The sequence below is a fragment of the Flavobacterium sp. LPB0248 genome, assembly GCF_013388355.1.
In the GTDB taxonomy this organism is placed as follows: Bacteria; Bacteroidota; Bacteroidia; order Flavobacteriales; family Flavobacteriaceae; genus Flavobacterium.
In genome coordinates, this window is sequence record NZ_CP058246.1 from 1,060,020 (window position 1) to 1,080,495 (window position 20,476).

Annotated in this window: 23 protein-coding genes; 15 read left to right on the plus strand and 8 right to left on the minus strand. The window is 31.1% G+C overall.

Annotated features, from left to right (window positions below; all coding sequences use genetic code 11):
• Positions 1-244 precede the first annotated feature (244 nt).
• Positions 245-1,321, minus strand: coding sequence for a peptide chain release factor 1 (gene prfA / locus LPB248_RS04365; RefSeq protein WP_119789747.1), 1,077 nt, complete (start codon positions 1,319-1,321; stop codon positions 245-247).
• Between the two features lie 335 nt (positions 1,322-1,656).
• Here prfA and LPB248_RS04370 point away from each other — a divergent pair, with 335 nt between their 5' ends.
• From LPB248_RS04370 to LPB248_RS04390, 4 genes are all read left to right on the plus strand, one after another.
• Positions 1,657-2,100, plus strand: coding sequence for a hypothetical protein (locus tag LPB248_RS04370; RefSeq protein ID WP_177210359.1), 444 nt, complete (start codon positions 1,657-1,659; stop codon positions 2,098-2,100).
• A 65-nt stretch (positions 2,101-2,165) separates the two neighbouring features.
• Complete coding sequence (locus LPB248_RS04375; RefSeq protein WP_177210360.1) at positions 2,166-2,567, plus strand: surface-adhesin E family protein; 402 nt, start codon at positions 2,166-2,168, stop codon at positions 2,565-2,567.
• Between the two features lie 157 nt (positions 2,568-2,724).
• Positions 2,725-3,132, plus strand: a complete 408-nt coding sequence (locus LPB248_RS04380; RefSeq protein ID WP_177210361.1) for a hypothetical protein — start codon at positions 2,725-2,727, stop codon at positions 3,130-3,132.
• A 311-nt stretch (positions 3,133-3,443) separates the two neighbouring features.
• Positions 3,444-4,985 (plus strand): hypothetical protein, encoded by a 1,542-nt coding sequence (locus LPB248_RS04390; protein WP_177210363.1) that lies wholly within the window; start codon positions 3,444-3,446, stop codon positions 4,983-4,985.
• 152 nt (positions 4,986-5,137) lie between these two features.
• Here the strand turns inward: LPB248_RS04390 and LPB248_RS04395 are convergent, their stop codons facing one another.
• Positions 5,138-5,473 (minus strand): hypothetical protein, encoded by a 336-nt coding sequence (locus tag LPB248_RS04395; protein ID WP_177210364.1) that lies wholly within the window; start codon positions 5,471-5,473, stop codon positions 5,138-5,140.
• A gap of 106 nt (positions 5,474-5,579) precedes the next feature.
• On the opposite strand from LPB248_RS04395, the gene LPB248_RS04400 reads away from it, so the two are divergent.
• Positions 5,580-5,816, plus strand: a complete 237-nt coding sequence (locus LPB248_RS04400; RefSeq protein WP_111283324.1) for a helix-turn-helix domain-containing protein — start codon at positions 5,580-5,582, stop codon at positions 5,814-5,816.
• Here LPB248_RS04400 and LPB248_RS04405 read toward each other — a convergent pair.
• Together LPB248_RS04405 and LPB248_RS04410 are read right to left on the minus strand one after the other, a co-directional pair.
• A complete protein-coding gene (locus tag LPB248_RS04405; protein ID WP_177210365.1) occupies positions 5,803-6,435 on the minus strand; it encodes an IS3 family transposase in 633 nt (210 codons plus the stop codon). The genes LPB248_RS04400 and LPB248_RS04405 overlap by 14 nt on opposite strands.
• Positions 6,410-7,591: an IS3 family transposase gene (locus LPB248_RS04410; protein ID WP_177210366.1), complete on the minus strand. Its 1,182-nt coding sequence runs from the start codon at positions 7,589-7,591 to the stop codon at positions 6,410-6,412. The genes LPB248_RS04405 and LPB248_RS04410 overlap by 26 nt, the downstream gene beginning before the upstream one ends.
• A 358-nt stretch (positions 7,592-7,949) precedes the next feature.
• Between LPB248_RS04410 and LPB248_RS04415 the strand changes: the two genes are divergently transcribed.
• The 7 genes from LPB248_RS04415 (at position 7,950) to LPB248_RS04450 (ending at position 12,082) form a co-directional block, all read left to right on the plus strand.
• The gene (locus LPB248_RS04415; RefSeq protein ID WP_177210367.1) at positions 7,950-8,705 is read left to right on the plus strand and encodes a hypothetical protein; all 756 of its coding nucleotides are present in this window, start codon (positions 7,950-7,952) and stop codon (positions 8,703-8,705) included.
• A 20-nt stretch (positions 8,706-8,725) separates the two neighbouring features.
• Positions 8,726-9,115, plus strand: a complete 390-nt coding sequence (locus LPB248_RS04420; RefSeq protein WP_177210368.1) for a hypothetical protein — start codon at positions 8,726-8,728, stop codon at positions 9,113-9,115.
• Between the two features lie 148 nt (positions 9,116-9,263).
• A complete protein-coding gene (locus LPB248_RS04425) occupies positions 9,264-9,644 on the plus strand; it encodes a hypothetical protein (RefSeq protein ID WP_177210369.1) in 381 nt (126 codons plus the stop codon).
• Between the two features lie 458 nt (positions 9,645-10,102).
• Positions 10,103-10,918 carry a DoxX family membrane protein gene (locus tag LPB248_RS04435; RefSeq protein ID WP_177210371.1) on the plus strand — a complete coding sequence of 272 codons (816 nt, stop codon included), beginning with the start codon at positions 10,103-10,105 and terminating at the stop codon, positions 10,916-10,918.
• 38 nt (positions 10,919-10,956) lie between these two features.
• Entirely contained in the window at positions 10,957-11,301 is a 345-nt protein-coding gene (locus tag LPB248_RS04440) for a hypothetical protein (RefSeq protein ID WP_177210372.1), read from the plus strand.
• Between the two features lie 32 nt (positions 11,302-11,333).
• Complete coding sequence (locus LPB248_RS04445) at positions 11,334-11,828, plus strand: SRPBCC domain-containing protein (RefSeq protein ID WP_177210373.1); 495 nt, start codon at positions 11,334-11,336, stop codon at positions 11,826-11,828.
• A gap of 14 nt (positions 11,829-11,842) precedes the next feature.
• The gene (locus LPB248_RS04450; protein ID WP_177210374.1) at positions 11,843-12,082 is read left to right on the plus strand and encodes a hypothetical protein; all 240 of its coding nucleotides are present in this window, start codon (positions 11,843-11,845) and stop codon (positions 12,080-12,082) included.
• A 76-nt stretch (positions 12,083-12,158) separates the two neighbouring features.
• On the opposite strand, the gene LPB248_RS04455 is transcribed toward LPB248_RS04450, so the two are convergent.
• The 3 genes from LPB248_RS04455 to LPB248_RS04465 all read right to left on the minus strand — a co-directional run bounded on the left by LPB248_RS04455 (position 12,159) and on the right by LPB248_RS04465 (position 14,671).
• Positions 12,159-13,145 (minus strand): hypothetical protein, encoded by a 987-nt coding sequence (locus LPB248_RS04455; protein ID WP_177210375.1) that lies wholly within the window; start codon positions 13,143-13,145, stop codon positions 12,159-12,161.
• 182 nt (positions 13,146-13,327) lie between these two features.
• Positions 13,328-14,119: a DUF5995 family protein gene (locus LPB248_RS04460; protein WP_177210376.1), complete on the minus strand. Its 792-nt coding sequence runs from the start codon at positions 14,117-14,119 to the stop codon at positions 13,328-13,330.
• A gap of 180 nt (positions 14,120-14,299) precedes the next feature.
• Positions 14,300-14,671, minus strand: a complete 372-nt coding sequence (locus LPB248_RS04465; protein ID WP_177210377.1) for a GreA/GreB family elongation factor — start codon at positions 14,669-14,671, stop codon at positions 14,300-14,302.
• A gap of 451 nt (positions 14,672-15,122) precedes the next feature.
• On the opposite strand from LPB248_RS04465, the gene LPB248_RS04470 reads away from it, so the two are divergent.
• Together LPB248_RS04470 and LPB248_RS04475 are read left to right on the plus strand one after the other, a co-directional pair.
• On the plus strand, positions 15,123-15,548 hold the full coding sequence (locus tag LPB248_RS04470; protein ID WP_177210378.1) for a copper resistance protein NlpE N-terminal domain-containing protein: 426 nt from the start codon (positions 15,123-15,125) through the stop codon (positions 15,546-15,548).
• Between the two features lie 80 nt (positions 15,549-15,628).
• Positions 15,629-16,030, plus strand: coding sequence for a DUF3997 domain-containing protein (locus LPB248_RS04475; RefSeq protein WP_177210379.1), 402 nt, complete (start codon positions 15,629-15,631; stop codon positions 16,028-16,030).
• A gap of 240 nt (positions 16,031-16,270) precedes the next feature.
• On the opposite strand, the gene LPB248_RS04480 is transcribed toward LPB248_RS04475, so the two are convergent.
• Complete coding sequence (locus LPB248_RS04480; protein WP_177210380.1) at positions 16,271-17,761, minus strand: carboxypeptidase regulatory-like domain-containing protein; 1,491 nt, start codon at positions 17,759-17,761, stop codon at positions 16,271-16,273.
• A gap of 232 nt (positions 17,762-17,993) precedes the next feature.
• Here LPB248_RS04480 and LPB248_RS04485 point away from each other — a divergent pair, with 232 nt between their 5' ends.
• The gene (locus tag LPB248_RS04485; protein WP_177210381.1) at positions 17,994-20,303 is read left to right on the plus strand and encodes a type IA DNA topoisomerase; all 2,310 of its coding nucleotides are present in this window, start codon (positions 17,994-17,996) and stop codon (positions 20,301-20,303) included.
• The last annotated feature ends 173 nt before the right edge of the window (positions 20,304-20,476 follow it).

Here is a 20,476-nt window from a genome sequence, read left to right on the forward strand (position 1 = left end):
GTTAAGTTTTTTCGATGAAAGTATAAGATTATAAGAACGATATAAAAAGAAAGAAGGTTCTTTCTTTTTAGGTTCAAAGTAGCAGAGATGCAAAGGTTCAGAGGTTTTGAAAAAATTTGCAATTTTTTCTTTATAATCAAAAACAGAAAAGCCAAACATAAGTTTGGCTTTTCTGTTTATATAAATCACTCCAGAGAAAAACCTCTGAACCTTTGCATCTCTGTCACTTCGAACCTGTGTACAATTAGTACACCTCAGAAGCTTCCTTCAATTTCTCCATATTATTAACTAACTGAAGCTCAGAAACGATTTTCTGAATATCACCATTCATGATGTTTCCTAAATCGTAAAGCGTTAAACCAATACGGTGATCGGTTACACGACCTTGCGCATAGTTATACGTACGGATTTTTGCCGAACGGTCTCCAGAACTTACCTGAGAACTACGTTTTTTAGCATCTTCTTCCTGCTTTTTGGCCAATTCCATTTCGTACAAACGAGAACGTAATACCATCAAAGCTTTATCTTTATTCTTATGTTGCGATTTCTCATCCTGACATTGCGCCACCAATCCTGTTGGAATGTGCGTTAAACGTACAGCCGATTTCGTTGTATTTACCGATTGTCCTCCAGGTCCAGACGAACAGAAGAAATCGACACGAACATCATTCATATCTACCTGAACATCAAACTCCTCTGCTTCTGGCAAAACCATAACCGTTGCAGCCGATGTATGCACACGACCTTGAGTTTCTGTCTGCGGAACACGCTGTACACGGTGAACACCCGCTTCAAACTTCAAAGTTCCGTATACATCTTCTCCAGTAACCTCAAAAATAACCTCTTTGAAACCTCCAGAAGTACCCTCGTTCATATCTACAACAGATGATCTCCATCCCATAGATTCGCAATATTTTGTGTACATTCTAAACAAGTCACCAGCAAAAATACTCGCTTCGTCTCCACCCGTTCCGGCGCGGATCTCCACCATTACGTTTTTCGCGTCTTCAGGATCTTTAGGAATAAGCATAAATTTGATTTCCTCCTCCAATTCTGGCAGACGTTCTTTTGCTTCATCCAATTGCATTTTGGCCATTTCCACCATTTCAGCATCACTTCCGTCAGCAATAATTTCGTTTGCTTCGTCGATGTTTGCTAAAACTATGATGTACTCTTCTCTCTTTTCAACAAGCGCTTTTATCCCTTTATATTCTTGGTTAAGCTGCTTATAACGTTTTTGATCAGAAATAACATCCGGCTGAATAATCAAATCCGAAATCTCATCGAAACGCTGCTTTACATATTGAAGTCTATCTAACATTTTCTAATTCCTTTTATTGGACGGCAAAATTACAAAATTTTTATCGAAAATTCTAGTGTTCGTTTTTTGGACATTTTAAGTTGAATATTTAGTGGAATTGTGATGGTTTTTAGGAGCTGTTTCCTGTCCCGATAGCTATCGGGACTAATATCTTTTTCGGCAAAAAGTTTGCGGTTTAATAAGATCTTTTTCGTTTACCTAAAAAGGATACCGCTTCTATCAGGGCTAGGGCTTTGGTTTTCATAATTACGTTTACGGTTTTCCGTAATGTAATTGAATATAATGCAATTACTTTTAGCAAATAAATTTTACATAAAAACAAAATTGAATTACATATGAAATCACTAACATGTTGCCTGTTTCTTATTTTAATTTTTAGCTGTAATCAGAAAGAACAAACTAAAACCAATTTAACAGTTGAAACTGAAATTCCAAAAATTAAAGAAAAGGAAGAAATAACTTTAAAGAACTTTACTTATGAAGATATTGCTCGCTATACAATGGCTTCTATTATGGGGCAATCATCAAAAATAATTAAAGTGAGGAAAAAAGACGAATTATATTTCGTGTCTTACATTAGAAAATCTGATCATCAGAAATTTGATTATAAAATAAAGATCGATGGAAATAAAATTCTTTGGGCAAACATTGACGGAAGATGGAGGGATTCAAAATATGATGAGAAAATAACTTTTGTCGAAAAAGACAACAAGCTTGAAATTATTCAAACCTTCGACGATAACTCTCAAGATATTCAAGAATATAAAATAGGAGATTAAATCAGGTGAATTTACTTGGTTCTTATTTTAGAATAAATACGATGTTTGTTTTTTAAATCAAGGATATGAAAAAAATATTATTTACTATTTTACTTTTTATAGTTTATAGCAGATCATTTTCTCAAAATGATGAATTTCAGTATGTAACTTCTGCAAAAGATGGAACTGAAATATATCTTTATTTTGAAAAAGATAATGATGGAACAAAAGAGTTTTGGCTAAAAATGATTAACCCAACTAAAACAGGTAAAAATAAAAAAGGTCAATTAATTAAAACAGGTGGCGACTCTAGTGTGCAATTTTATAAATTAGATTGTACCGAGAAAAGATATTCTACCTCTGACGGAGTTATCTATGATAGAAATGGAAAAGTACTTCAGAAAATCTACATTGATTCTTATAACGATAAAGTTATGCCTGGAACGGTTATGAGTGCAGTTTATAAGTTTGTTTGTGAAATCGAATAAAATTCTTAAAATACGTAAATAATTATAAGGCAATAATTTCTCTGGTACTGATATTATTTACGAGCGAGATTCTTATCCATAAAGTGCAAATTCTTTCTTGAAGACTTAATACCTTTTTTTAAAATTTTGAAAAATATTAATTAAAAACAAAAATATAATGACAATCGAAAAATTACAATCGAAATCAAAAGAAGAAGTTTTTGATTTTATAAGAAAAACACTTTCTTTCAATAACAATATAGAAGACCAATTAAGAAAAGTTGATATAGAAGATTTTTACAAAGAACATCGACGATTTGAAATGTCAGGATATGAAACTGAAACGGGAGAATGCACAAAACATAATATTTCAATATTAAATGAATTTGCTTACTTAGGAATATACGACTATACTACTTACCTATTTCTTGATTTTTATAAAGGCTCAGGCACTTTATATTTACAATATTTTCACGAAAATGAAAATTTACAAATCGAATTAGGAGGATATGGTACAACTGAAATAATTTATAAAATATTTCAAAAAACAATATTTTCAGATAAACTTAAAAGAAGAAGAATATAATAATGCCAAATCCAAAAAAAGAAATAAGGTTTTCGATAGATACATTATTTGACATGAGATTTAATAATCACGTTCATGATTATTTTACATTTTTTGAAAAATTAATTGATGATGATTTTATATTATTATTTGAAAGAGGAGGTGAAGTTCTTACGCAAATTAACGATAAAAATCATTTACAAAATTTTAAAAATTCATTGAATTTAGTTTAAAAAAGTTGGTTCGATTGTCTTGTCCATATAATCATTCTGTAAAAGATGGGAGCAATTATAAAATCCTGTATTTATTAAAAATTTCAATAAAAAAAACACATGACAGATAAAGAAAAAGCTTTAAAAAAACTCTCATTAGAGATTGATAACGATATTGAAAAATTATGCGTCGCAGCTAAGGATTGCAGTATTTTGGAACTTCTTTATTTTATATATCAATTACATTGGACAAGGCTTTTACAACATTTCCCAAATGCTAAGAATATCAATCCAAATGTTTTGAGTGCTTATAGTAACACACTCGAAGAATCATTAAAGTATCTTACTTCATTAGCAGCAAAATACGGGAATTGGAATATTGTTACGACTAAAGAAGAAATACCATACCTCAATTTAGACTTGGTTCAATTCCTAATAAAACAAGCAACATTAGTAAATTCTAAATATGAAAGTGAAGCGTTAGTTAAATTATTTGATATAGAAGTTTCTGGTGAAAGAAATCGCTATATAAGAATTGATATGTCTAAAGCGAAAACAGATGAAAACGTCAAAAAACTATTCGATTATTACATAAGGATAGATGAAGATAATAATATCAAAAAAAATTCAAAAAAGGACAAAGATAATCTCTTAAAAAACTTCAAAGATGAATATTTCCCTTTCAGTGATTTATTTCATAAAGAAATAGGAGTTTCTTTAGATGATTTCATAAATTTCATTAACGAGTCACTTAATATTGTTACTAATAAAATAACAGAAAATCAAAAAAAATTCGATATACTTGAAAATGGAAATGTAGAAGTTAAATCACTTAATACATTTATAAATTATGCCAAATGTTACCTTATCAATAAATCTGATTTTCTTCAATCTTTCGATATAGAATTTGAAAAAGTTTTAAAAAGATTAACGTTAGATTTAGATAATTTCAATCCAAAAGAACTTAAATATCATCAACTTACTCGTCAACCTTTTATAGCAAAAAATAACATTTTAGTTATTTCTCCAGAGCTAATTTTAGATAGCCTATTCACAAACATCCATTACTCACTAATTGAATCTCCAAGTATAAAAAATGAATATATTGCCAGACAAGCTTCTTCTTTTTTAGATAAAATTGCCATGATTGCCACTAAATTTGATTACACAGAAGTTGATAGAGAATTAGATTTATTTGAAGGAAAGGACCAAATTGGAGATATCGATATTTTATTTAAACATTCAAGTGGAAAATATTTACTTGTAGAAGCAAAAAATCATGCTTTACCAATGGATATATATTTCAAAGATGTTTCAAAAACCAATAAACATCTTCAATATCTACAAGATGCTTGGGAAAAAAAAGTTATTCGTAGAGCTAATCACTTAAAAACTTTGCATAATATTTATAATATCTCTGAAAACCATAAATATATTGTTGTCTCCAGATTTCCTGAAATTATATCTCATTATTCTGATTTATTAATTTTAAGTATTCAAGAATTCGAAGAATGGTTATCTAATTATGGTAATATTGACACTTTCGAGGATTTTAACAAAATATATAATGAAAAAATTGGTGCTAAATTTAGTATTGATGAATTAAAAGAAATGCAAGACACAAATTTATTTCTCGGAAAATTTGAGAAAGAACAAAAATGAAAAATACACCACAAAAATAATAAGACACATTCCAAATTACCAAAATAAAAAAGCTACAATAAATCATGTAGCTTTTTTTATACCCAGTTCTCCGAAAAATTCAACTGAAAAGCTACGCAAATGTCTCTGACTTTGCACTTCTTCTTTTTATATCAATATTCTAGATGAAATTTACACAAATCATCCAACAACTCCATTTCCTCCTCAGGCAATAACTGCAAGGCAATTTCAAGCAAAGTCATAACATTGACATTATTGTCTTTTGTAAAACTCGACAAACCGTTTGCATCTGGATTAAGCAAAATAATACTTGCTTTTAGCAAATCTGAAACCATTAGATTTAATTCGTTATAAGAAGATACTTTTAGCGGTATTGTAAACGAGTTGGTTTCTTTTGGCACTGGTTTTAGTTTGGTAAAATATCTTCCTTTATTTATTAACTCTAACAATTCTTCGGCTCTTTCTTTATTTTGTGTCTCTATTTCCATATAAGATTTGTTTTACAATTTTAAACAAATATATAAAAAATCAGTCACATACAACCCCTTTTTTACATTCACTTAAAAACAATGGATTACTTGTAATTTCATTTCCATGAAAAGAGAAAGAAAAAGTGAAATTCCAGAAGTTGTAAAAGACCTAGGAATCAAGATAAAAGATATAATTGAAGAAAAGAAATTCAAGCGACGAGAGGTTGCTCATGATGCAGAAATGGATGTTGAAAGTCTAAGAAAATATATAAAAGGCTCACAAGAAATGAAAGTAAGCACTTTGTTTAAAATTGCACAAGCTTTAAAAATTCATCCAAGTGAATTGATTAAAGATTTGTAATTTCTGTTTTTCTAATAGCTTGATTGTTTTTTTTAATTGAAACGTATATTCCTAATTCTCTCATATATCTTAGTACTGTAATAGGCGATATTAAAAATCCACATTTTTCAAGTTCTACAGCAATTCGATAGCATCCATAGGTTTCTCTTGAAGCGACAAAAATGGAGTTTATCTTATTTTTTAAAATAATTTTACGTTTTTGCTTTTCTGTGAGGGAACTTTTTTTCCATGCTCTATAACTTACTGTGTTTGTACCTAATGTTTTGCACATTAATTCTTTAGAATAATTGCTTTCATTTTCTGCAATAAATTGAAAAATACAAAGTTTCCCACAAACAATAAATTCCCTAGCATTTGCAATAATTTCAAACTTTAGATTTATATTCTTAATCTTTTTTTTAAGCACTTTAATCTTTTTGTCATTAGAACTTAAAATTGGATTCCCTTTACCAGGAAAACTTATATCTCCATTCTTTTTTAAAATATTTCGCCACAAAGACAAAGATTTTAGACTTATTTGTAAATCTTTTGCCGTCCGAGTTACACTTCTATTTTCATAGCTTAGTTGAATAGCTTTTAACTTGAAATCTCGATTATAATGTATTCTCCTCTTTTTCATAGTTAACATTATTAAACTCCTCAATTGTCTTATAATTAAGACTGGAATGTATTCTTTTCTTATTATACCAGTTTTCTATATAATCAAATATTACTATTTTCATCTCGCGTGTTGTTAGTAATTTTGTCTGTTTATAAATTGCTTCTCTCTTTAATGTATTAAAAAAACTTTCCACAACAGCATTATCATAACTGTCGCCTGTTCTACTCATACTTGGTTTACAATTATGTTCAATTAATTTATCAGTAAACAACTTATTTGCATACTGAATTCCTTTGTCAGAATGAAATATTAATCCTTCTGAAACTGAACGATTAACTATTGCTTTTTCAAAAGCGGGTAAAGTCGTAACCTTGGTAGAAAGTCCAAAACTCAAATGCCATCCTATTACTTTTCTATCATACAAGTCCATGACAACAGTGAGATATGAAAACCTTCTATCAATCCGAATATAAGTTATATCTGAAACCCATACCTTGGAAGGTTTATCTACTTTAAAATGTCTGTTTAAAATATTTGGAGCAATACATGAATTATGTTTTGAATTGGTTGTAGCGATAAATTTCTTTTTTACTTTACTTCGCAAACCAAGCTCTTTCATCCAAAATGATACTTGTCCTTTAGAAATTTGAAATCCACGACTCTGTAGTTCTCTCGTAATCAATATTGCTCCTTTATATTGTTCGAATTGAAAAAATATAGAACTTATTTCTTTTTTCAGGAAATAGACGCGAGTTTCTGTTTTCGAAAAAGGCTGTTTTGTCCATAAATTGTAGGTGGAATGAGAAGCGCCTAAAACTTCGTACATTTTGTATAAAGGATATTTATCTCTATTTTGATGTATGAAATTACATAGTACGTGTTTACCTTGATGCATGTATTTCAATCCTTTTTCTAGTATTTCTAATCTAAGTTCGGATTCTGAAAGCTCCTTTTCTAATTCGTAGATTTTCTTATTTTCATAATAAACTCTTTTATTTCCTAGACCTGGGAAGCTTCCTTTTCCAAATTTTTCATAAATTTTACGCCATTTAGAAAGTTGTTTTGCATCAATATGAAGTTCTTCTGCAGTTTCTCTAATCGTATTTCTAATATAACTAAGTAAAACTGCATTCTCTTTGAAAATTGGGTTATAATGTCTGATATTTTTGTTCATGATAACAAAACCAAACAACTAATTTACAACAAGTTAATCGATACAAATACAAATTCGTTCAATAAAAAATTCTAATAGCGCGAACCTGCAATCCGGATTGCAAATCCGCAATATCGGAAAGTATTAATAAACCTTAAGTATATTTAATTTGCATAATAGTAATCTTTTACTTACTTTTACAATCCTCTTTCAGAATTAAAACGATTCAATTCTATTAAACGATTAGCGCCAATACCACTTCAGACGCAAAAAGAATCTTCCAAAATAAAAATTTAATTCTCCATTTGCTTCACAGAAATTCTATATCCAAATAGAATTAGGAAGCATTTCAATTGTATTAACTTTAATATCAATAAAAATGAAAAGAATTATTTTTTTACTCGTAGCTGTTTCAGCAAATGCCTTATTTGTAAGTTGTTCAAAAGAACAAGATTCCAAAGATTCGTATTCCAAAGAAAAGATTGAGATTCCTTTAACTGATTATGGTTTTTATCATAATGAAGCATTAGATTTATACTATAAAAAATATAAAGGAATTGATGGAAAAACAACTGGTCTGATAATAGACGAAATGTTGGCTGAGCTTAAAATAAAATATCCAGATCAATTCAAAAATATGGATACAAATGAGGTAAAGCTTGCATTTCAGGGCATTGATCCAAAAAAATTTGACATTTATTCTTTTTGGAATTCAAAAAAAGAGGAATTATATGCTTCTAATAAAGTATCAAAACGTTTAGGTAGTTTGGTTGACAACATAATTGAAAATGATATGAATTATAACCAATGTATGGTTGCAATTGAAAATTTCAAGAAAGCCAATTATTTATCGAAAACAAATAATCCATTAACAGTAAATGAGCAAAATGAATTAATAGTATTTGAAAATGTTTTGAAAAGTTCAAATCAATATTGGACTTCTAAAAGCAATCCAACAAAAAAAACAAATAACCAACCAGGATCAAAAGCAATTATTGCTGATACAATGGGAGCTTTAATGTTTGTTTACGGTGGTCCAATGTCATTAATCGCAGGAGGGATTTGCTCACTATTTGTTAATGAAGCAATACCTTATGAATCTGTTCCATACGAGGAAGAATCTATAAATCTTTAAAAAATAAAAAACGAGCAATAATGATAAATATCGAGTTAAATAAAACGGTAGAAATATTAGAGAAATTCAATTATAAATACAAATTGAGAAATAGTACTATAACTGTAACTCTTGAGTTTTCTCAAAATGTGGTAATTGATTTATCTAATCCTTCAAAAATTATTATTACGGATCATCTTGAAAATTGGAATTTTTTAACAGGCTGTATCAAAATGAGTTTAAAAAATGCGATCCTGTATAATTTTATCCTGCTATTATTCTTTGGTTTTTTATGTCAATATTTACAATTTACAGGAAGCTCATTAACCAATTTATTTCTAACTTTCATGGGATGGGTATTGTTATTTTCCACATATTATTTAATTAAATTGGAAGGTTTTAAATTACAACTCAAAACAATTATGAAATAGTTTTTCTAATTAATGTATAAAACAAAATACGCAAAAAGTATCAAAAGCTATTTGCGTATTTTTTTTATTTTTACTTCTCCGCTAACGCGAGCGTATCGCTCGTGCACGAAATCTTCACAAATGGAATACACTCATGAATAATGTACTAATGAAAATAGAAATTAACAAAAAGTATCAGTCAAGTTTAATCGCAGATACAGATCTTCATGCGGGTGGTTTGTTTTTTTGTATAATCTACCAAAATCAACTGGAGTTTTTTAAGAATGGTAAAGTTGAGCTAACAAAAAAGGTCGTTGATGCCTTTCGTCCTATGGATGAACACGATATTGAACATTTACTAAATTATAAGATTGTTGGAGATTACTCATTTAATGATAGAGGATATTTAGTTTGTACGTTTGAGGATTTGTTTTGGACATTTACCGGATTGTCTACCGAAAAAGATAGTTCAATTATTCCTTTTAACATTTATGATAGCCGCTTACTAAATAACTGGGGAGAAGTTTATAAACTTGAAGAAGTTATTTAGTGAAATCCTGAGGTGGCGCGAGCGTCTCGCTCGTGAACGCAATTTAAGTAGGAAGTCTATTTTCTCATTTTATTTCCTTCTAGTTTTGTCATTTCGAGGAACGAGAAATCTTCGTAAGTAACTCTACAAAGATTGGCAAGTATGCTTTGCGGAATTTCTCGTGTGATTTGCTTCGCCAGTTCGCTAGCGCTCGAGTCTCGTTCCTCGAAATGACAGAACTTTGTGGAAAACCTTTGTGGAGTTACTTACGAAGATTTCTCCTTACGTCGAAATGACAATACTGTGTGGTTACAATGCGGAAAACCTTTGTGGAGCTACTTGCGAAGATTTCTCCTTACGTCGAAATGACAAAACTGTACGGATAGACAAAAACCAACCATCATTAAATCAGTATTTTAGCAATAAATTTATATATTTGGTTACACCAAAAACAAATTTACTATCTAAAACCACTATTAATGAAAGAACTTATTAAACTCGGCCGTTTATTTTACGGTATTGGCATTATTGCTTTAGGAGTGCATCAGCTTATTATCAAAGATTTTCGATCTGAAATTTTATCACCTTTTCCCGCTTGGGCGCATCAATATCCTGTTTTTTATATCCTTACCAGTATCGTTTTAATATTAGCTGGAATTATTATTTCGGGAATCGTTACCATTACATTTATCGATACCAGAAAAGTCTGTCTTTATTTAGGTTTTGCTTTTCTTGCCGCTTTTATTGTTTCTCATCTTCCGTTTATTTTCATTTTTAATACCGATAAAACCAACGCCACACAAATTTGGATCAATGCTATTGAAGAACTAACGTATAGCGGTGGAGCGTTTGTATTGGCGGGTTCCTATAGTGCGAATAAAAGCGAAAGCAAATTCGACAAATTTCTAGAAAAACTTATTCCAGTTGGGCGAATTTTCTATTCGCTTTTAATGCTTTTGTTTGGTTTAAGCCATTTTCTTTTTGCTGAGTTTGTGTCTACAATGGTTCCGAAATGGTTGCCAGGAACTATGTTTTGGACTTATTTTGTAGGCATTGCGCTTATTTGTTCGGGCATTTCGATTATTTTTAAACTTTGGATAAAACCTATTTCGCTTCTTTTGGCTTTAATGCTTTTACTTTTTGTACTTTTCTTCCACATTCAAGATGCTGTTGCAAACCCAACTGTTGGTGGCGGAAATGAGATTGTACGTGCCATTATTGCTTTACTTTTCTGCGGAATCGCATTAGTAATTGCACTAACAAACGATTCCAAAAAACAGGTTTTAGCAAGCTGAGTTCATACCCAAATAAATCTATTTAATCAAAAAACAAAATGACCAAATTCAATTTCGATAACAAAAGATTTGCGCTTATTCAGAATTCGGAAAACGGACAAGTAAATACAGAAACTGTTTTCAACTACAAACAAGACAACAATCTTGTTACTGCCGATTATTTTGGCGGAACCATAAAATACGGAAAAATTATTGCTGAATTAAGCAATGATAAATTAAACATGCTGTATCAATGCTTAACAACTGACAATGAATTGAAAGCAGGAAAAGCATTGGCGCAAATTTCACTAACCGAAAACGGAAAAATAAAATTAGCTTTGGATTGGGAATGGCTCAATAATGGAAACGAAAAAGGAAAATCGGAATATATAGAAATTGAATAAGCAAATTCGTTAATCATTAAAAAAATCAAATCATGGAAAACTTCGACTGGACTTCTTTCTCCAAAAAAATAGCTGTTAAAGCGCCACTTAGCGACATTTACAATGCTTGGACCATTGCGAACGAATTGGAAAAATGGTTTCTAGAAAAAGTATCTTTTTTTGATGCAAATCTGGAACCAATCAGCAAAAATCAAAATGTTTCGGGAGGCAATGCTTACGAATGGCTTTGGTATTTGTATGATGATGCCATGAAAGGAAAAATCACTTCTGCCAACGGAAAAGACCAACTGCAGTTTACGTTTGAAGGAACGTGTCTTGTAGATATAAAATTGAGTGAAGAAAATGGATATACAATCGTAGAACTTCGTCATCATAACATTCCGACAGATGATAATTCGAAAAAATTTATCAGATTGGGCTGTTCCAACGGTTGGCATTTTTATTTGACCAATCTAAAATCGGTTTACGAAGGCGGTTTGGATTTGCGTAATAAAGATGCGAATTTGAATCCTATGATTAATAATTAACTAGATCTTTTAAAATGGATCTTGAGCAAATAGTATTAGGGCGAATTATTCTGGAGTTTTTAGGAGCTTCAGCAAGATTTCTTGGTTACAATTTATGGACTCTTTCCAATGACAATGATTTCAGAACATTTTCAAGTTTCTGGTCACCAAGCGGAAGTAATCAGAAAAAAGATGATAATAGCAACAAAAACCACATGATTGGAGTTCTATTTTTGGGAGGTTTTATAATGCTGATGATTATTTTTAATACTTAATTCAAAAAAAACATCCCAAAAAGAAAGCGCTTTTTGGGATGTTTTTTATAGATGAAAACACAAGAAAAATGGCCTTTTATTGTGGCGCAAATCGATTATGATCGTATAGTTTTTTCTCTGTGATGTAATGTAAAATAAGATTCTTTGTCTGTTCTGCTGTCAAATCCTGATTGTATTTTTTTGCCACTACAACTCCCAGTCTGTTTTTTTCATCGTTTGACAGGTTTTCAAAATAAGAAAGTATGGTCTCTTTATTTTCCAATTCGTTAATATCAAAAACTGGAATTATTTCCTGCTCTGCAATTTCTTTCTTTCTATCTGAAACGTTTATTTTCTCTACTTTTTCAACTTTATTTTCAGAGAAAGTTTTAGCTGGAGCATAATTAGCAGCAACTTTAGGTTCTGGTTCAGACGGTAAATCGGCAGGATTCATTTTAGAAACTTCTTTAAAAACATTTCCTAAAACTACAATCAAAACTATTTTTGGCAAAAACACAACGATATCGCTGTTAATGACTTTTACCATTTGAAGCGCCGAAACGATTGCATAAACGATAAAGGAAAAACCTAAGATTTTAAAGTAATCTTTTAAAACAATATCAATTTTTCTAAGACGGTTTCCTAAAATAATATCAATTACAATCAAGACCACACTGGATAAAAGCAAAAGAATGGCACTCGAAATAGAACTTGCACTAAAGGAGAGCAGCGCATTAACATCGTTTGAAGAAAAATAAACTTTTAGAGACTTAAAAAAAATTACACCAACAGAATAAACTCCTATTCCTAAAAAAATGAACGAAGCATTTATTAATGAATTTGCTTTATTGTATTGCAATGTTTTATTCAAAAGAACTTTAAGCGCTAACAAAAGTCCGATCCAGATTAGATTACTGAAAACAGAAAATCCGTTAGCTGTAAGACCATGAAGCCAAGTTTGGTCGACATAAATGAAATCTTTGTAAACTGAAAAAACTAGCATTAATCCAGCATATACAAATGCTACTATTGCTGCGGTATTATAAATTTTAGGCAATCTTGCCTTTGAGGTAATGTTGTTCATAGAATGGTTAGTTTGTTAATGGGTGATTGGGTGGTTATGCAGTCAAAAATATAAAAATATAAGTACAAAATCACTTTAACATTTCAAGAATTTGAATGTGTTTATGATAAAAAATAAAAGTTGCAAAATCATGCAGCTTTTTATATTTTCGACGTAGAAAATCTAACTTTTAAAAACCCAAATCACGCCACGATACATTCCATGTTTTTTTCTTCCATAATCTGCATATCGATTATTTTTTGAGCAACAGTTCCTCTTTCGAATAAACGAATGAATTTAAAAACAGCGCTTACAAAATACCCAGGATTCGAAACCAATCTGGCGATTTCTGTTATTCTCTGATCTCGTAATTGTGTGCAGGCTTCCCTTTCGTTTTCTGGAACTGCGACAAATTCGTTGGCAAATTTCCATGCGCCATTTCTTGCAGTTTCCATGCTGAAATCGATAAAGAAATTATCTACTTTGCCCGTAAATTTTAATATCCACGTAAGTGTAGGCCAAATTTTGATTAAGCATTTTTCGACACCGCCAACGAGATTGCTCAAAATGGAGTTTATTTTATCAAAATCGGCTTTTAAATCTTCGATGTCTTCGACTGTACTGACTTCTGCCGAGGCAATTCCTAAATCGAGGTTAATATGAGCGTTGATTCCGAGCAGTAAATGCTGTAAAACTATCGGCCAGAACTTTTCGGCTTGTTCAAAAGCAAATGCCCAACATTCAGACGGTTTTTCTTTGGCTTGGTATTGATAATACGCTTTTAAATATCGATTGGCAAAAATAACATCCAGCTTTTCCATTCGTTCACCGTTCTGAAAAGAACCTGCCAGAATACCTTCTTTTACTCTTACCGTCACTTCGCGATACAGAATAGCAAATAGACCTAAATTGCTTTGGTCTATTTTTGACTTTTCTATTATTTGATCCAATAACAGAATTACTTCGTCTATAGTTTCAGCTTGTTTCATTCTCATTCAGAATTGGTTATAACTAAATTGGGATGAACGAATTTAATTATTTTAAGCTTTCAATGAACGTCGTTTTGAGGTAATTCTCTTATTATTTCGCTGTTTTATTATTTCAAAAAAAAATCCCAAAAGAAAACTCCTTTGGGATTAGTACTGACTTTAAAACGAAAACGGACAATATTGATATTATTCTTCTACTTTCAAAATTTCTAATTTAAGATTTCCTTTTTTAGCAGGCCATTCAATAATATCGCCTTCTTTGTAACCCACCATTGCAATTCCTTCATCTGAAAGTACCGAAATTTTGTTTTTACTGACTTTCGCTTTTTCTGGACCAACTAAAAGAATTGTTTTTTCTTCGTTATTGATATGGTCTTTATAAGTAATTTTTCGATCTATTGAAACTACATCTTCTGGCAGATTTTTTCGCAATACTTGTGTGGCGTGTTTTAACTGGCCTAATAAAAGCTCTTCTTCTTGTACAGTTACTTTTTTTCTTCTTACGTGATCTTTAATTAAATCGTAGGTTCCTGTAGTTAAAATTATATGTTGTGACATGACTTTCTTGTTTGTTTCATTTTTTCTAAGATATAATACAACTCTACAGTAAACAGTACGCAAAGCGACTATTCAACGATATCATATCCTGAATAAAAATGAGATTGAATAATAAAAATTGATTACAAAAGAATCCCCCTGTCTAGAGTTGTGACAGGGCAAAAGGAATAAACTCTTTTGAGCTTTTTAAGAAAGTATCGTCATGCAAATACAATAATGTGCACATTAAGCACATTAGACAGCTGTTTACTAAATAAAAATTTGCAGTGACCATTATGGTATAGATTTTAATCTTTTGGCAAGATACGCCTTTTTGTAGCAATAAAGAAAAAACTCGCAAAAATTATAAAATTCTATCAATACGGTTTTACGTAAGGTTTTTGGTTTGAAACCCTTTAATTTTGAAAAAGCTTCTTTTATGAAACTATTAAACCATTCAAAACCAAAAAAAATGAAACTAATAATCACCGCTTTACTTTTAATTATAAAATTAAACTTATTTGCACAGTCTAATCAGTTTGCAGGCGATTACACTCGTTCTCTTTCTACAGAAAAACATAAAATTGAATATAAACTGACTTTAAATCAAGATGGAACATTTGAGTTTCATTCGTATTCCAATATGCAAGGCGGAAATCCAGAAGAAGGCAACTTGTATGGAAAAGGAAAATGGAGTGCAAAAGACAATCTGGTTACTTTTTCGTCTGATAAAAAAACAGACTTAGACGAAAAATATACTTTAGATTTTAGCCATTCTACAGCAAGATTTGTTACTAAAAATGCAAGGGACAAAAGTGATAAAGTAGTGAAGACAAAACTTCAATTTTTAGAATCGGAAATCTTCTGGATAAAAAGAATTGATATTTTTAAAGTATAAATAGCTTAACGGTTCTGAAGTTATCCAAATCTGTTTTTAAATCATCTAAAATAAATTATACAAAAAGAGAATTTAAACTCATGAAAAAAATCGTTTTTGCAGTTTTAACCTCTATTACATTAACTTCTTGTTTTGGTTTTCACGATTACGAAATCGAAACCATCGTAGACGACTACGAGGTTCTTTGGATTGATATACATCAATCAAGGTCTTTGAAAAAAGTAGAAATATTAGTTCCTGCTTTTGTTTTTGCCACAGGATACAATTCTAAATATATTTATTCAAAACAGCATCCACCTTTAAAGAATTCCAAAGACAAAATAAATTTAAACATAACGCATTATTATATTATTGAAAGAACAAAAAGCATTTTTCAAGACAAACCCGTTTTTGGCCCTTTCAATAAAATGGAGTTTGAAAAAAAATGCGAAGAACTTGCCATCAAAAAACCAGAATTTAATTTAACTTTTCCAACTGAATAACGCTTTACTTACTGAACGATTTTTTTTAATAAAATTAGAAGCTCTTATCACTAAAAAAACATAGTCTTTAAAAACGAATATGTCTTTAAAGGCTATGTTGTGAAAACAATACTTCTATTTTAATTATTAAAAAAAAACTGCAAGAAATTATTCTCACAGCTTTTTTAGAAGGTTTATCAGTCAAAATCACTAGTTTGATTTTAACAGGATGAAACATAAAATAGTATCCAAACAGTAAGTTTATTGAAAAGAACTTACATAAACTGCGCTTTGGTCTTTAAAATTTTTCCAATTTGTATTTGCGTAATCTACATCATCTACCGCTATTTGAAGTGTAGGACTATTAGATTTAAAAGTTCCATAAGTAAATTTTAAATTACTTCCATTTTTCAAATTTAATGTACTTAAGAGATTATTGTCACAAAACAGATAATCACTACCTTTAGTTGCAATTAGAGGATTATTAGAAAGATCTAAAGTAGCAATCTTATTATAAGAAATGCTTAAGCCTATTAATTTTGAATTTTTACTCACATCTAAACTTGTTAGCATATTATTTCCGCAAGTTATTCTCACTAACTCGCTACATTTACTGATATTGATTGAAGTTAATTTATTATCCGAACATGAAATCCCAGTTAAAGCAGTATTCGTGGTCAGATCTAAAGATGTTAAAGCATTTTCATGACACATTAAATCTTTTAAAGCTGTATTTTTAGTAAGATCCAAAGTAGTTAACTGGTTGTTATTAACCCATAAAACTTCTAAAGCTGTATTTTTAGAAACATCTAAGCTTGTTAATTTACCATCATTAGCATATAAATTTGTCAATGCTGTATTTTTAGAAAGGTCTACAGAAGTTAAAGTAACTCCAAATGATAGCTGTGTTAATGCTATATTTTTGGTAACGTCTAAGGTACTGAGAGGATTTCTGTCACAATATAATACCTTCAAAGCTTTATTATTAGAAACATCTATATTAGTTATTAAATTAGAACTAAATTCGCAGCTTTCTAAAGCAGTATTTTTAGAGATATCTAAAGCAGCTATCTTATTAAATGAAACATCAAGGAATTTTAATGCTGTGTTTTTCGACACATCTATTGAAGTTAATTTTATAACCGAAGTACCATATATATTAGAACATGAGAAACGTTCCAAAGCTTTGAAGTCCTGAAGTCCTGTTAAATCCGCTACACCAGAATCATTTAAATTTAAATTCTTAACTGATACAATTTTATACGTTGGGACACTTCCGTTAACAGGACCAACATCATATCCTAATTTTATAAGTATCTCTTCAAATTTAGCATCTGGTATGAGTGTCAAAGTTGTATCATCACCAGTCAAAATAATTGGTATATCAATTGTTTTACCGGCTTCAACAACAATCTGAGTAGTTTTACTTGCATATAACGGAAAAGAAGCAACAAGAACAACATTGCCAGCAGGAATATTTTCGAAGACAAAAGTTCCATCAGTTCCAACAACTGTATTTATATCTTCCTTCCCTGTTTGTTTTAAAATTATTGTAGCGCCAGCAAGAATCGCATTTTCATCTTTTACCGTTCCTGTAACTTTACCAACAGCCTTATCTGGTAATGTTGGCGCAGTAGAAGTATCATCATCTTTACTGCATGATGAAAATAAAAAGGTTAAAGCAAAAAATAAGAATAAGATTTTCTTTGCTTTTTTTAACTCCAAAAATTCAATGATAAAATAGGTCTTCATAAAATTCATTTATTATAATTAAATTCCGACAAAATAACATATAAAAACAATCAAAACCAATATATTAACAAGAAAAATTCCTGTTTTTATTACTTTATAAATTAAGAACTTTTGGAGCTGCTAAGTAGGAATTTTTCTAGCTGAAAAATCAAACTTTGCTTTCTTATCTTCTTGAATAATTAGCCCTCCAAAAAAAATCGTTATTTTCGCTCTTCAATAAGAAAAGGAAAAAATGAAGGTCTGTATTGCTGAGAAACCAAGTGTAGCACGTGAAATCGCATCTGTTTTGGGCGCTAATACCAAACATGACGGATATTATGAAGGTAATGGCTACGCCGTGACTTATACTTTTGGGCATTTATGTACCTTAAAAGAACCCAACGATTATAAACCGCATTGGAAAAGCTGGGATTTGAACAATCTGCCTATGCTTCCTGAAAAATTTGAAACCAAAGTTGTTCAGAATTCAGGAATTCAGAAACAGTTTAAAATTATTAAAAGCCTTTTTGAAAAAGCCGACGTGGTTATAAACTGCGGGGATGCTGGACAAGAAGGAGAATTGATTCAGCGCTGGGTAATGAACGAGGCGCATTACAAAGGCGAAATTCAGCGTTTGTGGATTTCGTCGCTTACAACAGAAGCAATCAAAGAAGGTTTTGAAAACTTAAAACCATCAGCCAATTATGATAATTTATATTATGCCGGATTTTCTAGAGCTATTGGCGACTGGTTATTGGGTATGAATGCCACGCGTTTGTATACTGTAAAGCATGGTGGTTACAAACAAGTTTTGTCTATCGGGCGCGTGCAGACACCAACGCTGGCAATGGTTGTGGATCGTTTTAGGGAAATCGAAAACTTTAAACCTCAACCCTATTGGGAATTGCAGACTTTGTACAGAGAAACGCTTTTTAGTTATGAAGAAGGCCGTTTTTTAAATAAAGAAGATGGAGAAATTGTAGCGGCAAAAGTAAAAGAAAGTGATTTTGAAATTGTTTCTGTAGATAAAAAGAACGGAAACGAATATGCTCCAAAGCTTTTTGACTTAACAGGTTTACAGGTGTATTGCAACCAGAAATTCGGATTTTCGGCTGAAGAAACACTAAAAATTGCACAGACTTTGTACGAGCAGAAAGTAATCACTTATCCCAGAGTAGATACTACTTTTTTACCGAATGACATTTATCCGAAAGTGTCTGGGATTTTGCAGAAATTGACGAATTATGCAGCGTTGACTCAGCCTGTTTTGGAGAAAAAAATCAAAAAATCACCAAAGGTTTTCAACGATAAAAAAGTAACCGATCACCATGCGATTATTCCGACCGGAGTTCAAAACAATCTGCCTCATAATCAGCAGCAGGTTTACGATATTATTACAAGACGTTTTATTGCCGTTTTTTACGATGATTGTCTCGTTGCCAATACAACCGTAATCGGAAAAGCTGCCGATGTGACTTTTAAAGCAACTGGAAAAGAAATCTTAAAAAAAGGTTTCCGCGTTGTTTTTGAAGATCCGAATGCGAAAGAAAAAGAACCCGATTTATTGCCGAGTTTTACTGTGGGCGAAAAAGGGCCGCATGAACCATCTTTTCTTCAAAAAGAAACCAAACCGCCTAATCAGTTTACAGAAGCGACTTTACTGCGCGCCATGGAAACTGCAGGAAAACAGGTTGACGACGAAGATTTACGTGAATTGATGAAAGAAAACGGAATCGGGCGTCCGTCAACTCGAGCAAATATTATTGAAACACTTTTCAAGCGCCAGTATATTGTTCGAAATAAAAAACAGGTTTTACCAACTTTAACGGGAATTCAATTGATTGATACGATTCAGAATGAATTGGTGAAATCGGCAGAACTTACTGGAACTTGGGAAAAACAGCTGAAAGATATTGAAAAAGGGACTTTCACCGCTGCTGCGTTTATCAGAAACATGAAGCATATGGTGGAAGCTTTGGTTTATGAGGTTCGAAGCGAAACCAAACATGCCAATATTTCGCATGCTGCAACGATTCAGAAACCAGTTGTAAAAGCAGAAAAAGAGAAAAAGAAAGTGGCTGGAATTTCGGCAGAAACATGTCCGAAATGTCAAAAAGGAAATATACTAAAGGGAAAATCGGCTTTTGGTTGCAGCGAATATAAATCGGGCTGTGATTTTGTGTTGCCTTTTGTTTTTCATGATAAAAAAATTACGGAAAGTCAGTATTTAAGACTGGTTCAGAAAGGTTCTACAGTAAATATAAAAGGTTTTAAAACAGATTCTGGAACTGTTGAGGGTTTAATTCGTTTTGAAGAAAATTACAAACTGAAATTAGAACCAAAGAAAATAGATAAAAAAGCCGAAACAAAAGAAAGTTCAGATGCTTTGATGTGTCCGAAATGCAAAAAAGGAACTATCTTAAAAGGTAAAACAGCTTATGGCTGTGCTGAATACAAATCGGGCTGTGATTTTAAAGTGACTTTTGATGAAGTTCGCGAAAAACTAAAAGATCAAAAACCGACTAAGGAATTGGTTTACTCTATTTTGAGCGCTAGCGTTTGATTTTTCTTTTAGCCACGAATTCACGAATTTTTATTGATAAACTGAACGTTTAGTTTGTTGCGAATTTCACGATTTTTTTATTTCACGCAGATTTAAAAAGATTTAAGCAGATATTATCAGTTTATTTAATTTAAAATCAAATTTAATATGCCTGAATCTGCAGCATTTGCGTG

What these genes read in the sequence shown, in the direction of transcription:
- LPB248_RS04410 (WP_177210366.1), bottom strand. Translation starts at nt 7,591, where the DNA reads ATGAACAAAAATATCAGACATTATAACCCAATTTTCAAAGAGAATGCA.
- LPB248_RS04445 (WP_177210373.1), top strand. Translation starts at nt 11,334, where the DNA reads ATGGAAAACTTCGACTGGACTTCTTTCTCCAAAAAAATAGCTGTTAAA.
- LPB248_RS04395 (WP_177210364.1), bottom strand. Translation starts at nt 5,473, where the DNA reads ATGGAAATAGAGACACAAAATAAAGAAAGAGCCGAAGAATTGTTAGAG.
- LPB248_RS04435 (WP_177210371.1), top strand. Translation starts at nt 10,103, where the DNA reads ATGAAAGAACTTATTAAACTCGGCCGTTTATTTTACGGTATTGGCATT.
- LPB248_RS04405 (WP_177210365.1), bottom strand. Translation starts at nt 6,435, where the DNA reads ATGAAAAAGAGGAGAATACATTATAATCGAGATTTCAAGTTAAAAGCT.
- LPB248_RS04465 (WP_177210377.1), bottom strand. Translation starts at nt 14,671, where the DNA reads ATGTCACAACATATAATTTTAACTACAGGAACCTACGATTTAATTAAA.
- LPB248_RS04425 (WP_177210369.1), top strand. Translation starts at nt 9,264, where the DNA reads ATGAAAATAGAAATTAACAAAAAGTATCAGTCAAGTTTAATCGCAGAT.
- LPB248_RS04400 (WP_111283324.1), top strand. Translation starts at nt 5,580, where the DNA reads ATGAAAAGAGAAAGAAAAAGTGAAATTCCAGAAGTTGTAAAAGACCTA.
- LPB248_RS04455 (WP_177210375.1), bottom strand. Translation starts at nt 13,145, where the DNA reads ATGAACAACATTACCTCAAAGGCAAGATTGCCTAAAATTTATAATACC.
- LPB248_RS04450 (WP_177210374.1), top strand. Translation starts at nt 11,843, where the DNA reads ATGGATCTTGAGCAAATAGTATTAGGGCGAATTATTCTGGAGTTTTTA.
- LPB248_RS04480 (WP_177210380.1), bottom strand. Translation starts at nt 17,761, where the DNA reads ATGAAGACCTATTTTATCATTGAATTTTTGGAGTTAAAAAAAGCAAAG.
- LPB248_RS04390 (WP_177210363.1), top strand. Translation starts at nt 3,444, where the DNA reads ATGACAGATAAAGAAAAAGCTTTAAAAAAACTCTCATTAGAGATTGAT.
- LPB248_RS04475 (WP_177210379.1), top strand. Translation starts at nt 15,629, where the DNA reads ATGAAAAAAATCGTTTTTGCAGTTTTAACCTCTATTACATTAACTTCT.
- LPB248_RS04485 (WP_177210381.1), top strand. Translation starts at nt 17,994, where the DNA reads ATGAAGGTCTGTATTGCTGAGAAACCAAGTGTAGCACGTGAAATCGCA.
- prfA (WP_119789747.1), bottom strand. Translation starts at nt 1,321, where the DNA reads ATGTTAGATAGACTTCAATATGTAAAGCAGCGTTTCGATGAGATTTCG.
- LPB248_RS04470 (WP_177210378.1), top strand. Translation starts at nt 15,123, where the DNA reads ATGAAACTAATAATCACCGCTTTACTTTTAATTATAAAATTAAACTTA.
- LPB248_RS04440 (WP_177210372.1), top strand. Translation starts at nt 10,957, where the DNA reads ATGACCAAATTCAATTTCGATAACAAAAGATTTGCGCTTATTCAGAAT.
- LPB248_RS04420 (WP_177210368.1), top strand. Translation starts at nt 8,726, where the DNA reads ATGATAAATATCGAGTTAAATAAAACGGTAGAAATATTAGAGAAATTC.
- LPB248_RS04460 (WP_177210376.1), bottom strand. Translation starts at nt 14,119, where the DNA reads ATGAGAATGAAACAAGCTGAAACTATAGACGAAGTAATTCTGTTATTG.
- LPB248_RS04415 (WP_177210367.1), top strand. Translation starts at nt 7,950, where the DNA reads ATGAAAAGAATTATTTTTTTACTCGTAGCTGTTTCAGCAAATGCCTTA.
- LPB248_RS04370 (WP_177210359.1), top strand. Translation starts at nt 1,657, where the DNA reads ATGAAATCACTAACATGTTGCCTGTTTCTTATTTTAATTTTTAGCTGT.
- LPB248_RS04380 (WP_177210361.1), top strand. Translation starts at nt 2,725, where the DNA reads ATGACAATCGAAAAATTACAATCGAAATCAAAAGAAGAAGTTTTTGAT.
- LPB248_RS04375 (WP_177210360.1), top strand. Translation starts at nt 2,166, where the DNA reads ATGAAAAAAATATTATTTACTATTTTACTTTTTATAGTTTATAGCAGA.